We start from the raw sequence: 14,963 nt of genomic DNA, 5'->3' as shown, positions 1-14,963 counted from the left end.
TTTCAGCAACCGGGAAATAAACCGGTTGCTGATGACGATTAATTTCCGAACCAGATGGAGGCGGAAATGGCCGGTAAGGAGAGAATGCCTTCCTGAATCGTGCCTTTACCCTCTTTGCGTTGCCACGCCTTCACGTGCAGCAACGGAGAGTCATCCAGCACCACTTCACAGGCTTCTCCGCGGTTGATGGCGACCAGCACGCGTTGCTGGTTGTAGACGCGGGCAAACACCACCACGTTATCATGGGCATACACCACCTGACAGCCACCGTAACGCAGCACCTGGTTCTGTTTACGAAGCTTAGCCAGACGCTGGTACAGGCTGAGCAGCGCCTTGTCCTGCTTCGCCGGATCCCAGGGGAAGGTTTTGCGGCAGAAGGGATCGTTGTTCCCCTCCAGCCCCACCTCATCACCGTAGTAAATGCACGGCACGCCAGGCCAGGTGAAGAGCCAGGTAACGGCCAGCGGCAGGCGCGCCACATCCTTGCCAAGCAGGGATTTAAAACGTGCGGTATCGTGGCTGTCCAGCTGGTTAAACATCCGCAACTGCTGCTGATGCGACAGGCTGGCGCGGTAGTTATCCATCCATGCCATACAGGTTTCGGCGTCGATATGCTGCGGATCGTAAGAGATATCGGTGTTCGCCAGAAATCCCCATAGCGGGAAGGTAAAACCGCGGTAGTTCATGGCCGAATCTTCTGCATCGGCTTGCAGCCACTGGCGTGCATCGCCAAAATGCTCGCCAAAGACAAAGGCCTCCGGCTGCGCGGCTTTCGCTGAGCGGGTGATACCTGCAACGTGCTGAAGGTTATTACGCGCTCCGCCCGCTTCACCCAGCATATGCACCACGTCAAGACGCCAGCCGTCCATGTTCCATGGTGCCTTAAGCCAGTGGCGGACAATGCTGTCTTCACCGCCGTAGATTTCGCTGACCAGAGAAGGCGACTGGAAATCCAGCTTCGGCAGGCTTGGGTAGCCCAGCCAATCCAGCGCGTAGCCCTCTTCATTAAAGCTGTACCAGTCACGCTGCGGCGAATCCGGGTTATGGCATGCCCCGCTCATCGACTGGTTATGACGGTCAAACCACGCGTGCGAATCCCCGCTGTGGTTGAACACGCCGTCCAGAATCAGGCGCATCCCTTCGTTTTTAGTGTTCTGTCGCAGGCGCAGCAGCGCGGCATCGCCGCCAAACTGCTCATCAACATGACGATAATCTTCGGTGTCGTATTTATGCACGCTCGGGGCTTTAAACACCGGGTTAAGGTACAGCGCCGTCACGCCCAGTTTTTTCAGGTACGGGAGTTTTTCGCTGATCCCGTCGAGATCGCCGCCGTAAAACGTCGAGCCACCTGCCTGCGCGGTCAGCGGTTCATCCCATGCTTTGAGGATAATGTCGTGACCTGCTGCGTGGTGGTAATAAACCTTGTCCTGGTCTGCAGTGCGCTTTTCGCTGCGGGCAAAGCGGTCCGGGAAAATCTGGTAAAACACCTGATCGTTAACCCATTGCGGGCCATTGTCCGGGTAATCGACGGCAAACTGCTCCAGCCGGGCCGGCGGAAAACGGCTAAACCCCTGCGGGGTAAACCACAGCTGGCGGTTATTCCACAGCAGTTTAAAACTGTAGCGACGACGCGGCTGTCCACGGGTTAAATCGATGTTTGCCCGCCACGCCGTGATCCCGGGCTGCGGCTGGCTGCGCTGCTTATGCATTTTCAGCGCGGTCTCTTCGTTATCAATTTCGGCGCGTAGCGTCACGCGTTCAGGCTGATTTTCCCCCGCCAGCCAGAGCGTAATCACAAGGTTGTCTTTGTTTTGCTTAACAAATGGGGCAACCGGAAGGTGCCAGGCGTTTAACATCACGAATCCCCTTTGATGAAATTGACGTCACCTTGCCACAGGGTGGTTAAGGTTAGCTCATCATGACGAGGTTTATTGAGGGAGGAGGACGGGGGAGGAGGCATCAGTGTGAGCGGATGCCTCCTTCCAGTCCCTCTGCGGGGAGAGGGAAGATTACTGTGCCTGCGCCAGCTGACGGTCTCGGCGGCATTTAAACATCCAGCCCAGCAGCAGCAGGACGATCCACGCGCAGCCCACATAAAGGGAGATACGGGTATCCGGATGATAGCCAATCAGGGCGATGATAAAGACCAGGAAGACCAGACCGACAGCGGTTGTCACCACCCCACCCGGCACTTTGAACTTCAGCGCTTTCGCCTCTTCCGGTGACAGACGGCGACGGAACGCAATCTGCGACAACAGGATCATGATCCACACCCACACGGTCGCGAAGGTCGCCAGCGACGCAATCACCAGGAACACATTCTCCGGCATGATGTAGTTCAGGTAGACCGACAGCAGCAGGGCTACGGTCATTACCATTACCGTCACCCACGGCGTGCCGCGACGAGAGGTTTTGGCAAACACCTTAGGCGCACTGCCCTGCTCCGCCATTCCGTGCAGCATGCGGCCCACGCCAAAGACGTCACTATTGATTGCCGAAAGCGAGGCGGTCAGCACCACAAAGTTCAGGATGCTGGCGGCAAACGCGATGCCCATATGCTGGAAGGTCAGCACAAACGGGCTGCCGTTAGTGCCCACCTGGTTCCACGGGTAGATGGACATAATGACGAACAGCGTCCCCACATAGAACACCAGAATACGCATTGGCACTGAGTTGATGGCGCGCGGAATGGATTTCTCCGGGTCTTTCGCTTCCCCGGCGGTAATGCCGATAATCTCGATCCCGCCGTAGGCAAACATGACCATCTGCAGCGACATCACCATGCCGAGCCAGCCGTTGCTGAAGAAGCCGCCGTTGCTCCAGAGGTTATGGATCCCCGTTGGCTGACCGCCGTTGCCGATACCCCAGATGATGATCCCGAAGCCCGCGATAATCATGATGATAATGGTGGCAACTTTGAAGAAGGAGAACCAGAACTCCAGTTCGCCAAACACCTTCACGCTCATCAGGTTGACGGCACAGATGATCAGGACCACGCTCAGCACCCAGATCCAGTGCGGAACCGCGGGGAACCAGACGCCCATGTAGATACCAAAGGCGGTAACGTCGGCAATAGCCACAATCAGAATTTCGAAGCAGTAGGTCCATCCGGTGATAAAGCCCGCCAGCGGGCCTAAGTTTTCCTGCGCATAGCGCGAGAACGAACTGGCAGACGGATTGTGAACCGACATCTCCCCGAGGGCGCGCATGATGATATACGCAGCCACGCCACCGATGATGTAGGCCAGCAGAACGCTGGGACCGGCCATTTTAATGGCATCTGCCGAGCCATAAAAAAGACCGGTACCGATAGCGGATCCCAGCGCCATAAAGCGAATGTGGCGGGTGCTGAGTCCACGTTTGAGTTTGTTAGTGCTTTCCATTTAAATCTTGCCATTCAACTCGAAAAAAACAAAAAACCACGGGGCCTTAAGCCCCGTGGTTAAACAGTTTGTTGCCGTTGATTAATGGGCGTTCGATGCGACCTGACGCCCTGCAGCACGATCCCAGATAATAGCCAGAACCAGTGCAACAACGGTAGGCATCAACCAGGCCAGGCCCTGCTCGGACAGCGGCAGACGCTGTGTCCAGGCTGGCAGTATTTGCGCAAAGGCGGATGCTTTAATCCCGTCAAGGATACCAAAAATCAGGCTGATAAACATGGCTGGCGCAATAATTCGCGACGAGTTGTTCCACCACGGGCGGGTGAAGCTCAGCACCACCAGCACGATACACGGCGGATAGATGGCCGTCAGCACCGGGATAGAGACCTGAATCAGGTGGCTCAGACCGAGGTTTGACACCGCCATGGAGAAGATGCCCAGGATAAAGACCAGCGTACGGTAAGAGAGCGGCAGATACTGAGCAAAGAACTCAGCGCAGGCGCAGGTCAGCCCCACGGCGGTGACAAGGCACGCCAGGAAAATCAGTACCGCCAGCAGCAGGCTACCCGCACCACCAAAGGTGTGCTGCACGTAGGCATGGAGGATCGCCGCGCCGTTGGCATTTTGATCGACCAGTATGGCGCTATCTGAGCCCAGGCGGAACAGCGCCAGGTACAGCAGCGTCAGCCCCACACCGGCCATCAGGCCAGCCCAGATGGTGTAGCGAGTCAGCAGACGCGCTTCCGTCACGCCGCGGGAACGTGCGGCATTCACGATAACAATACCAAATACCATTGCGCCCAGCGTATCCATCGTCAGGTAGCCGTTCACAAAGCCATTGGAGAACGCGGCGTTTTTATAGGCGTCCATCGCATCGCTAATCGGGCCTGCGGGCCAGACGATGGCCGCAACCGCCAGCACAATCAGCGCCACGATTTTCAGCGGAGCCAGGAAGTTACCCACGGTATCCAGCAGCTTGCCCGGATAAAGGGAAACCAGAATCACAATCGCGAAGTAGATCAGGCTGTAGATAAACAGCGGCATCGCGCCATCGCCAGTGAGCGGGGCAATCCCCACTTCGAAGGATACGGTCGCGGTACGCGGGGTCGCAAACAGCGGGCCAACGGCCAGATAACAGACGGTCGCCAGCAGAATGCCGGCCACTTTGCCAATCGGAGTGCTGAGGCTATCAACGCCACCACCGACTTTCGCCAGCGCGACGACGGTCAGTACCGGCAGACCCACAGCAGTAATCAGGAAACCAAACGCAGCGGTCCAGACGTGTTCACCCGCCTGTAAGCCAACCATTGGGGGGAAAATGATGTTGCCTGCGCCAACGAACAGCGCAAATGTCATAAAGCCCAGCGCGATGATGTCACGCGATTTTAAGTGATGGGTCATAAAACCTTACTGCCTGTGGATGTGGTGTTGAAAACATTGAGATTTTCGCTATCCCTGACGGGACGATACAGCGGAAAATTTGCTCAATTTCAGCGGGATATGCTCCCGTCCTGGCGTGGAGAAGAATAGTTTTTCGATTTACCACGCAAATACAGTCGGTATGACAGTATCTGGGGCGCAATTTAAACGCTTATAACGTTTAAAGGCAAGATGGGATCGTGAAACCAGAACAATATGCCAGCATCAAAAATCAGACCAGCACAATACGCTAATTATAAGAAAAACCCATGGCTAATCATGCGAACAAAAAACAGCCAGCTGTATAATATTCAGCCGCGTTTCGCTTGACTGCAAAGCAAACGGGCCAGCAAACGCTGGCCCGTGGAAAGGTAAACTGACACGCCTGTCGTCAGGCGATCTTTTTGGCAATTAATCGTTCCGGGATAACGAAACTGAAGCGGGTTCCCTTACCCAGCGTGCTTTGAATATCGAGACGGCTTTCATGATGATTCACCGCGTGTTTCACAATAGCCAGCCCCAGACCGCTGCCGCCGGTCTGCCGTGAGCGCGCTTTATCCACCCGGTAGAAGCGCTCGGTCAGACGCGGGATGTGTTCAGGTGCGATCCCCGGCCCGTTATCCTCTACGCTGAACTCAGCGCCCGTTGGCGTGTGCTGCCAGCGCACCACGATATCCGTCCCCGCTGGCGTATGATTCACCGCGTTATACACCAGATTAGAAATGGCGCTGCGCAGCTCATCTTCGCTGCCAAGCACCTTGAGCGTGTTGTCGACCTCGAAGGTCAGCTGATGCATTTTATGGCTTAACGTCTGCGCTTCGCGCTCCACCACCCGCAGCATCATCGGCACATCAATGGTGTCATTCAATGCCAGCGAGGGGGCGGCCTCAATTTTCGAGAGCGTCAGCAGCTGTTTCACCAGCCCTTCCATACGGTGCGTTTGTTCACGCATCGTATGCAACGCTTTCTCGCGCGGCGCGCCTTCCAGCGTTTGCTCCTGCATCATCTCCAGGTACCCCTGAAGCACCGTCAGCGGAGTGCGTAATTCGTGGCTGACGTTGGCAAAGAAGTTGCGTCGCGCCCCTTCCAGCTGGTGCATCTGGGTGACATCACGGGCAACCATCAGCCACTGCTGGTCGCTGTAAGGCATCACACGGATTTCCAGATGGCGCCCATTATTGAGCTTCAGGTTGTGGGGGCGGGTAAAATCACGCTTTTTCAGGTACAGCGTGAACTCGGGATAACGCAGAAGGTTGAGGATGTTCTGGCCATTATCGTCCGGCCAGCGCAGGCCCAGCAGCTGTTGCGCGAGGCCGTTACACCAGAAGATCGTCCCTTCTTCGGTCGTCAGAATGACAGCATCCGGCAGCGACTCAGCGCCGCTACGGAAGCGTTTGATCAGGCTTCCCAGCTCCCGACGCCGCTTTTTGTTACGCATCTGCATCTGGTGCAGACCGTACAGCAGCGGCTCCCAGCTTCCGCTTCCCGGCGGAGGCGTCATACTTCGGTCAACCCACAGCCACCACGAGAGGCGCAGCAGGTTCCAGAAATGCCAGATCAGAAGCCCGGTAACCGACGCCAGCAGAAACCACGGCAAATATCCAAGAAAGGCCCCCAGAATGAAGGCCGGAATACAGCATAAGATCAGTTCAAAGACGAGCCTTTTCCATGACAGACGTTCCAGCACGCGTCACACTCCTGTCATTGTTCAGAAACGGGTTGAAAAACGATAACCCGTGCCGCGGACCGTCTGCACCATGCGATCGTGGCCGCTCAGTTCCAGCGCTTTTCGCAGGCGGCGGATATGTACGTCAACCGTCCGGTCTTCGACATACACGTTAGTTCCCCAGACGTTATTCAGCAACTGTTCGCGGCTGTATACGCGCTCCGGGTGAGTCATAAAGAAATGCAGAAGTTTAAATTCGGTAGGCCCCATATCGAGGGGATTTTCACCGGTCATGACGCGGTGTGAGGTAGGGTCAAGGCTCAGTCCCTGCATCTCAATCACCTCTTCCACCGCCATCGGTGAAATGCGGCGCATCACGGCTTTAATGCGGGCAACCAGCTCTTTCGGTGAGAACGGTTTGGTAATGTAATCGTCCGCCCCCGTTTCCAGACCGCGTACGCGATCCTCTTCTTCACCGCGCGCCGTGAGCATCACAACCGGTATGTCGCGGGTTAGCGCTTCACGTTTCAGGTGTTTGATAAACTGCAGCCCGGAGCCGCCAGGCAACATCCAGTCGAGCAGAATCAGATCGGGCCAGGGTTCATTCAGCTGGTTCACCGCGCTGTCATAATCTTCCGCCTCAACCGGCTGGAAGCCATTTTGCTCGAGCACGAAGCACACCATTTCACGAATCGGAGCTTCATCTTCTACGACCAGAATACGTCTCGCCATACTTTGCCCTGTTTTATCTTATTTAAGTTACAAGTTTGTAATGCGGCGTCATTATGCGTCAGATTTATGACAGATTTATGAAAAACAGTACCACTATAAAGGGCAAACTGTTGTTTTATTACAGCGGTTATTTTCTGTTCCCTGACAGTTTATAATCCTGCTTTCTCTTTTTCGCCACGGATCAGCAATGCGCATACTACACACCTCTGACTGGCATCTGGGTCAAAATTTTTACAGCAAAAGCCGGGCGGCTGAACACGAAGCGTTCCTGAACTGGCTGCTGGATACGGCCCGCTCTCATGAGGTGGACGCCATTATTGTGGCGGGTGACATCTTCGATACCGGCTCGCCCCCCAGCTATGCGCGCGAGTTATATAACCGTTTTGTCGTCAATCTGCAGCAAACGGGCTGTCATCTGGTGATTGTTGCCGGCAACCATGATTCCGTCGCAACGTTAAATGAATCCCGCGATATTCTGGCGTTTCTCAATACTACCGTGGTGGCCAGCGCAGGACATGCGCCGCAGATCCTGAAAAAGCGCGACGGGACGCCGGGTGCGGTACTGTGTCCGATCCCATTTTTACGCCCGCGCGATATTGTCCAAAGCCAGGCGGGGCTTTCCGGCGCAGAAAAACAGCAGCATTTGCTGCAGGCCATCACCGACTATTACCACCAGCAGCATGCCCAGGCCTGTGCCCTTCGCGGCGACCAGGCGATTCCGGTGATTGCCACCGGGCACCTCACCACCGTTGGGGCCAGCAAAAGCGACGCGGTGCGTGACATTTATATTGGCACGCTGGATGCTTTCCCGGCACAAAACTTCCCGCCCGCGGATTATATTGCCCTCGGGCATATCCACCGGGCGCAGGTTATCGGCGGCTGCGAGCACATTCGCTACTGCGGTTCGCCCATCTCACTGAGTTTTGATGAGACCGGCAAAGCCAAAAGTGTCCATCTGGTGAGCTTTAGCGACGGCAAGCTCAGCGCCGTTGACACGCTGGAAGTGCCCGTCACCCAGCCGCTGGCGGTGCTGAAAGGCGATCTGGACGCCATCACCGCCCAGCTTGAACAGTGGCGCGGCGTGGAACAAAACCCGCCGGTCTGGCTGGATATTGAGATCGCCAGCGGCGACTACCTGCATGATGTACAGCGTAAAATTCAGGTACTCACGGAAGACCTGCCGGTAGAGGTGCTACTGGTGCGCCGCAGCCGCGAGCAGCGCGAGAAAATTCTGCTCGGCGCTCAGCGCGAAACGCTCAGCGAACTCAGGGTGGAAGAGGTTTTTGAACGCCGGCTCTCCCACGAGGAGATTGACGACGCGAAACGCGCACGGCTGAACGAGCTGTTTACGCACACCCTGCATGCCCTGAACGATGAGGATGAAAACGCATGAAAATCCTCAGCCTGCGTCTGAAAAACCTCAACTCACTGAAGGGTGAGTGGAAAATCGATTTTACCGCGGAGCCGTTTGCCAGCAACGGACTGTTTGCGATTACCGGGGCTACCGGCGCAGGGAAAACGACCCTGCTCGACGCCATTTGTCTGGCGCTGTATCACGAAACGCCACGCCTGCAGAAAGTCTCCCAGGCACAAAACGATTTGATGACGCGCGACACGGCCGAATGCCTTGCCGAAGTTGAGTTTGAAGTCAAAGGTATTGCCTATCGCGCTTTCTGGAGTCAGAACCGCGCGCGAAATCAGCCCGACGGTAATCTTCAGGCCCCACGCGTCGAGCTGGCACGCTGTGAGGACGGTAAAATTCTGGCCGACAAAGTGTCGGATAAGCTGGAACAAACGGCCGCCCTCACCGGGCTGGATTATGGCCGTTTTACCCGCTCAATGCTGCTCTCTCAGGGGCAATTTGCCGCCTTCCTCAATGCCAGACCTTCCGACCGCGCCGAACTGCTGGAAGAACTGACCGGAACCGAGATCTACGGGCAGATTTCCGCCATGGTGTTTGAGAAACACAAAGCCGCGCGTAACGCCCTTGAGGTGCATGAAGCACAGGCTGCAGGCGTCGTGTTGTTGAGTGAAGAGCAACAGCAGCAGTTACAGCAAAGTTTGCAGGCACTTACTGACGAAGAAAAAACGCTGCTGGCGCAACAGCAGAATCAACAGAAAGATTTTCAGTGGCTTACGCGCAATGACGAGCTTATACGTGAGCAGCAGCGCGTTGCCACCTTGCAGCAACAGGCGCAACAGGCACTGACCGAGGCTGCGCCCGAGCTGGCAACGCTCCAGCTTGCTCACCCCGCCGCCCAGCTGCGTCCACTGTGGGACAGCCAGCAAGAGCAAACCACCCGGCTGGGGCAAACGAAGCAACGCATTGTTGAAGTAAATGCTCGCTTACAAGCAAAAACCGCGCTGCGCTCGCGTATCCGTAATACGGCCCAGCGTAGCCATGCACAACTGCAGACCGACCTTACGGCGCTGGCACAGTGGCTGGCAGAGCACGAGCGGTATCGTCAGTGGGGCCAGGAGATAGCAGGCTGGCGCGCCCATTTTGCACAGCTGAATCGCGATAAAAATCAGATCGCCACGCTTTCCACGCGCATTGCTGAATTACGCCAGAAGCTGGCAGAGATGCCGGAAAACGCCCTGACGCTCACGGCTGACGAGGTCAGCGTGGCGATGGAGCAACAGGCTCAGTCACGGACTTTCCGCCAGCGGCTGATGTCACTTCAGGCCCGTTATCTGCCGCTGCAACAACGTCTGCGCCAGAACGGTGAAAGCCTGCAGAAAGCCCAGGCAGAGCAGGTAAAACTCAATGAAACGCTGACGCTGCGCCGCCAGCAGTACAAAGAGAAAAACCAACATTATCTGGATCTTGAAACGCTCTGCAGACAGGAAGAGAAGATTAAAAGTCTGGAGGCAGAGCGTGCGCAGCTGCAGGCGGGACAGCCCTGCCCGCTGTGCGGCTCAACCTCGCACCCGGCGGTCACTGCCTATCAGGCGCTGGAGCTGAGTGCCAACCAGCAGCGTCGCGACCAGTTAGCCAAAGAGGTCGCTGCGCTTAAAGAGGAAGGATTGTTAGTTCTCGGTCAGGTGAATGCCCTGACCCGGCAGATCCAGCGTGAGACAGACGACGCTCAGACGCTCTCTCAGGAGGAGCAAGCGCTCACTAAAGAGTGGCAATCGGTTTGCGCGTCCCTGAATATCACTCTGAATATTCAGGAAGATATTGCCCCGTGGATGAACGAACAAGAGCAGTATGAGCGTCAGCTTTACCAGCTGAGCCAGCGTCTGACGCTGCAGCAACAGCTGAATGAACAGGACGCGCAGGCGCGTCAGTATCAACAGCAGCTGACGGCCACGCGCCAGGCGCTGGAAACGACCCTGCTGACGCTGTCACTCAACGTCCCGGAAGAAGGCACAGAGGCTGCCTGGCTGAACGAACGAGAAACCGAGTTCGCACAGTGGCAGGAAAAACAGACTCAGCATGGCGTCATGCAGGAGCGCATGACGGCTCTGATGCCGCTGCTCGACACCCTGCCCGCCACAAACGACACAGAAACCGAACCGGCCATTCCTGATAACTGGCGCGAAACGCACGACGAATGCGTTTCTCTTCAGAGCCAGCTTGCCACATTGCAACAGCAGGAAAGCCTCGAAAGCGAGCGACTGCAGCACGCCACGACGCATTTTACCGCCGCATTGACCGCAAGCTGCTTCGCCGATCGGGAGGCCTTTCTGGCTGCACTGCTTGATGAAGAGACCATCCGCCGTCTTGAACACCGTAAGCAGACCCTGGAAAACCAGCTTCAGCAGGCAACCGCGCTGTTCGCACAGGCAAACCAGCAGCTGCAGGCTCATCAGACGCAGCGACCGGAAGGGCTGGAACTCGACGCGCCAACCCTGCAGTTGCAGCTACAGCAACTCGGGCAACAGCTTCGGGAGAACACCACTCATCAGGGTGAAATCCGCCAGCAGCTTAAACAGGACAGCGATAACCGTCAGCACCAGCTGGCGCTCATGCAGCATATTGAAGAGGCCGCGCGGCTGGCCGATGACTGGAGCTATCTGAATTCGCTGATAGGTTCCAGCACCGGCGACAAGTTCCGTAAGTTTGCCCAGGGGCTCACGCTGGATAATCTGGTCTGGCTTGCCAACCAGCAGCTAAATCGCCTGCACGGGCGCTATTTGCTGCAGCGCAAGGTCAGCGATGCGCTGGAACTCGAAGTGGTGGATACCTGGCAGGCGGACGCGGTGCGCGATACCCGTACCCTCTCCGGCGGCGAAAGCTTCCTTGTTAGCCTGGCACTGGCGCTGGCGCTTTCCGATCTGGTGAGCCACAAGACACGCATCGATTCGCTGTTCCTGGATGAAGGCTTCGGCACGCTCGACAGCGAAACGCTGGATACCGCCCTCGATGCGCTCGACGCGCTGAACGCCACCGGGAAAACCATTGGCGTGATTAGCCACGTCGAGGCGATGAAAGAGCGGATCCCGGTGCAGATCAAAGTGAAGAAGATTAACGGGCTGGGGTATAGCAAGCTGGATAAGGTGTTTGCGGTGGAGTGAGGGTGCCCTGCATGAGGGCCCCTCATCCTGCCCCTCTCACGTAGGGAGAGGGAGAATGGCTATAGCGGCCAGAGCCACGCGGCGCCGCGCACGCCGCTGGAGTCCCCGTGCACCGCTTTGCGGATCGGGGTTTCACACTCACCCCCGAAGACCCACTGCTTCACCAGATTCGGCACCGTGGCATATAAACGGTCGACGTTGCTCATCCCGCCGCCGAGCACAATCACGTCAGGGTCAAGGATATTCACCACGTGCGCCAGGGATTTCGCCAGCCGCATTTCATAGCGGCTGAGAGCCAGCTCAGCCACCGGATCGTGTTCCCCGACCCGGCGCATAATCTCGTTCCCCTTGAGTGGCTGGCCACTCAGGCGGTGATAATCGGTGGCAAAACCGGTGCCGGAGATAAACGTCTCAATACAGCCCTGCTTGCCGCAATAGCACGGCACCTCGGCGCGGTATTTAAGTTCATCGTCATCCATCCACGGCAGGGGGTTATGTCCCCACTCGCCCGCCGTACCGTTGCCGCCAATATGGGCACGCCCGCCCAGGGCCACGCCTGCGCCACAGCCGGTCCCGATAATGACCGCAAAAACGGTCTGGGCCCCTGCGGCGGCACCGTCAATGGCTTCGGAGACGGCCAGACAGTTGGCGTCATTTGCCAGACGCACTTCCCGGTTCAGGCGCTGACTTAAATCTTTATCAAAAGGCTGACCGTTGAGCCAGGTGGAGTTGGCGTTTTTAACCACCCCGGTATAGGGCGAGATTGAGCCCGGGATCCCCATCCCAACGGTGCCGGTCTGCCCTGTCGCCTGCTCAGCCATGTCGACCAGCCGGGCAATCGTCTCGATAGTCTGGTGATAATCATCGCGCGGCGTAGGCAGACGGTGGCGGAACAGTTGCTCCCCCAGCTCGCTCAGTGCGATGACTTCTGTTTTGGTGCCGCCCAAATCAATCCCAATACGCACAAGACACTCCTCATTATTTTGATTATCAACAGAGTAGAAGCCCGCTTCCCGATTAGCAATGCAAGCGATGCGACAATTCGTTATCATGCCCGCTGATTTAACGACAAGGCCGTGGAAATTATCATGCTGTGGTTCAAAAATTTGATGGTTTACCGTCTCAGCCGCGACGTTTCGCTGCGTGCAGAAGAGATGGAAAAACAGTTAGCCGCTTATAGCTTTTCCCCTTGCGGTAGCCAGGATATGGCAAAAACCGGTTGGGTTCCTCCAATGGGTTCACAAAGCGATGCATTGACCCACGCCAGCAGCACGGGTCAAATCATCGTCTGCGCCCGCAAAGAAGAAAAAATTCTGCCCACGCCGGTGGTCAAGCAGGCGCTCGAAGCGAAAATTTTCAAGCTTGAAGCCGAACAGGGCCGCAAGCTGAAAAAAACCGAAAAAGATTCGCTGAAAGACGAAGTTCTGCACTCTCTGCTGCCGCGCGCCTTTAGCCGTTTCAGCCAGACAATGATGTGGATCGATACCGTTAACGGGCTGATCATGGTGGACTGCGCCAGCGCCAAAAAAGCGGAAGATACGCTGGCCCTGCTGCGCAAAAGCATCGGATCGTTACCGGTCGTTCCGCTGGCGCTGGAAACGCCGATTGAACTGACCCTGACCGAATGGGTGCGCAGCGGTACAGCGGCCCAGGGCTTCCAGATCCTTGATGAAGCTGAGCTCAAAGCCCTGCTCGAAGATGGCGGCGTGATCCGCGCGAAAAAGCAGGATCTGGTGAGCGACGAGATCGCCGTACACATTGAAGCGGGCAAAGTGGTGACCAAACTGGCACTCGACTGGCAGCAGCGTATTCAGTTTGTGATGTGCGATGACGGCTCGGTGAAGCGTCTGAAATTCTGCGATGAGCTGCGCGATCAGAACGAAGATATCGATCGTGAAGATTACGCCCAGCGCTTTGACGCGGACTTTATCCTGATGACCGGAGAGCTGGCAGCGTTAATTCAGAATCTGGTAGAAGGCCTCGGTGGCGAAGCGCAGCGGTAATGCCTGCAGTGACCCTCTCCCGGCAGGGAGAGGGTATAAAACGTTTTATTTCAGGTAGCGGCACAGATAAGAGGTCGGTTCAGCAACCTGCAGATGGAATTCGCTGTGGCCAGGGACGTTGAACGCTTGTCCGGCAGAGTAAACTTTCCATTCTGTTTCCCCCGGCAGTAAGACGTTGAGCGCACCGCTGATCACCGTCATCTCTTCAGCTTCGGCTGTACCAAAGGTGTATTCCCCTTCAGCCATAACGCCGACACTGGCGCGGCCAGTGCTGCTGCTGGTAAAACCAATGGATTTCACTTTACCGGAAAAGTATTCGTTACTTTGAAGCATGAACTGGCCCTTATATTTTTAGATAAAAATTCACTATAGGGGCCATGATCATCACCTGTCACGCAAAATCATTAGATCAACAGCTCTGCGGCCAGCCGGGCCATCAGAACATTGGACAACAGCACCGGGACATCCAGCGCCTTTTGCAGTAAGTCACGGTGGTGCTGGTGGAATCCAAGGCAGTCCAGAATCAACACATCGGCCCCTCTCTCCAGCAGTTCCCGTCCTGCCTCAATCAGCGCAGCCTCGCTGTCCCAGAAGGGATTGGCCAGCGCATACAAAGGCATTTTTTCGAGTACGTGCCATTTTGCCGTCTGGTTGTCCATGAGCTCTTCAATGGGAACAATGACCCCCACCTGATGCCCGTCAACAATGGAGGCCACCAGCGGCGGAATGATCCGCATCGGCTCCAGCAAAATCGCATTACGCGCGATGAGTCCCTTAACAGGTGCAGTACTCATCAGTAAAATAACGTCATAGCCTTGATTATCGAGCACTTCTATTACGCTCTGCAGCGAGCGCTCGATTTTCTGACGCGAAACATGCGCCAGTTTACCGTCACTTAATAACGTCGCCAGGGGATCCTCCCCCGCCTCTACAGCGTAGTCTTCCATGACCTCTTCCCGACTCATCTTCCCCAGCAGGCTTAGATGCGTTATCTGTTGTTCAGATACATGCTCGGTTAAGAGCGGTAACACTTCGCTTACAGGGACCACACCAATAGTGAGGATCGCCAACGTCGCCTTCATCTTCATCGCCTTCCATTACCGCTAAATCTTTCACACAGGTACAGGCTCACTACGCTGCACAGTTCGTTTTTTCAACAAAACAGCACCAAGCGTAGCAGGTGATCCCCATCGCGAAATGTAAAGATCGCCTGCCCGTTACGGAGTTACCTGTAATAAC

The 14,963-nt window shown here is 56.3% G+C and carries 11 protein-coding genes; 3 read left to right on the top strand and 8 right to left on the bottom strand.

Features of this window, described 5'->3' with window-relative positions:
* Positions 1-38: 38 nt before the first annotated feature.
* The 5 genes from malZ to phoB form a co-directional block, all read right to left on the bottom strand.
* Positions 39-1,856: a maltodextrin glucosidase gene (gene malZ, locus L462_RS22785; protein WP_032677504.1), complete on the bottom strand. Its 1,818-nt coding sequence runs from the start codon at positions 1,854-1,856 to the stop codon at positions 39-41.
* A gap of 153 nt (positions 1,857-2,009) precedes the next feature.
* Positions 2,010-3,383 (bottom strand): proline-specific permease ProY, encoded by a 1,374-nt coding sequence (proY, locus tag L462_RS22790; protein WP_014168835.1) that lies wholly within the window; start codon positions 3,381-3,383, stop codon positions 2,010-2,012.
* Positions 3,384-3,464: 81 nt separating this feature from the next.
* Entirely contained in the window at positions 3,465-4,784 is a 1,320-nt protein-coding gene (gene brnQ, locus L462_RS22795) for a branched-chain amino acid transporter carrier protein BrnQ (RefSeq protein WP_014168834.1), read from the bottom strand.
* A 409-nt stretch (positions 4,785-5,193) separates the two neighbouring features.
* Positions 5,194-6,489: a phosphate regulon sensor histidine kinase PhoR gene (phoR, locus tag L462_RS22800; protein ID WP_014168833.1), complete on the bottom strand. Its 1,296-nt coding sequence runs from the start codon at positions 6,487-6,489 to the stop codon at positions 5,194-5,196.
* Between the two features lie 21 nt (positions 6,490-6,510).
* Positions 6,511-7,200, bottom strand: a complete 690-nt coding sequence (phoB, locus tag L462_RS22805; protein WP_008503265.1) for a phosphate response regulator transcription factor PhoB — start codon at positions 7,198-7,200, stop codon at positions 6,511-6,513.
* A gap of 187 nt (positions 7,201-7,387) precedes the next feature.
* On the opposite strand from phoB, the gene sbcD reads away from it, so the two are divergent.
* Together sbcD and sbcC are read left to right on the top strand one after the other, a co-directional pair.
* A complete protein-coding gene (sbcD, locus tag L462_RS22810) occupies positions 7,388-8,593 on the top strand; it encodes an exonuclease subunit SbcD (RefSeq protein ID WP_032677503.1) in 1,206 nt (401 codons plus the stop codon).
* Positions 8,590-11,721: an exonuclease subunit SbcC gene (sbcC, locus tag L462_RS22815; protein WP_032677502.1), complete on the top strand. Its 3,132-nt coding sequence runs from the start codon at positions 8,590-8,592 to the stop codon at positions 11,719-11,721. The genes sbcD and sbcC overlap by 4 nt, the downstream gene beginning before the upstream one ends.
* Before the next feature lie 59 nt (positions 11,722-11,780).
* Here the strand turns inward: sbcC and mak are convergent, their stop codons facing one another.
* Complete coding sequence (gene mak / locus L462_RS22820; RefSeq protein ID WP_032677501.1) at positions 11,781-12,686, bottom strand: fructokinase; 906 nt, start codon at positions 12,684-12,686, stop codon at positions 11,781-11,783.
* Between the two features lie 123 nt (positions 12,687-12,809).
* Here mak and rdgC point away from each other — a divergent pair, with 123 nt between their 5' ends.
* Complete coding sequence (gene rdgC, locus L462_RS22825) at positions 12,810-13,724, top strand: recombination-associated protein RdgC (protein ID WP_014882739.1); 915 nt, start codon at positions 12,810-12,812, stop codon at positions 13,722-13,724.
* Positions 13,725-13,769: 45 nt separating this feature from the next.
* Here rdgC and ppnP read toward each other — a convergent pair whose 3' ends face one another.
* Positions 13,770-14,057: a pyrimidine/purine nucleoside phosphorylase gene (ppnP, locus tag L462_RS22830; protein WP_014168827.1), complete on the bottom strand. Its 288-nt coding sequence runs from the start codon at positions 14,055-14,057 to the stop codon at positions 13,770-13,772.
* 71 nt (positions 14,058-14,128) lie between these two features.
* On the bottom strand, positions 14,129-14,806 hold the full coding sequence (locus L462_RS22835; RefSeq protein WP_025204994.1) for an AroM family protein: 678 nt from the start codon (positions 14,804-14,806) through the stop codon (positions 14,129-14,131).
* Positions 14,807-14,963: the final 157 nt, after the last annotated feature.

It is taken from the genome of Enterobacter sp. BIDMC 26 (genome assembly GCF_000534435.1).
Lineage (GTDB): Bacteria > Pseudomonadota > Gammaproteobacteria > Enterobacterales > Enterobacteriaceae > Enterobacter > Enterobacter ludwigii.
This window is presented reverse-complemented; position numbering and strand designations above follow the sequence as displayed.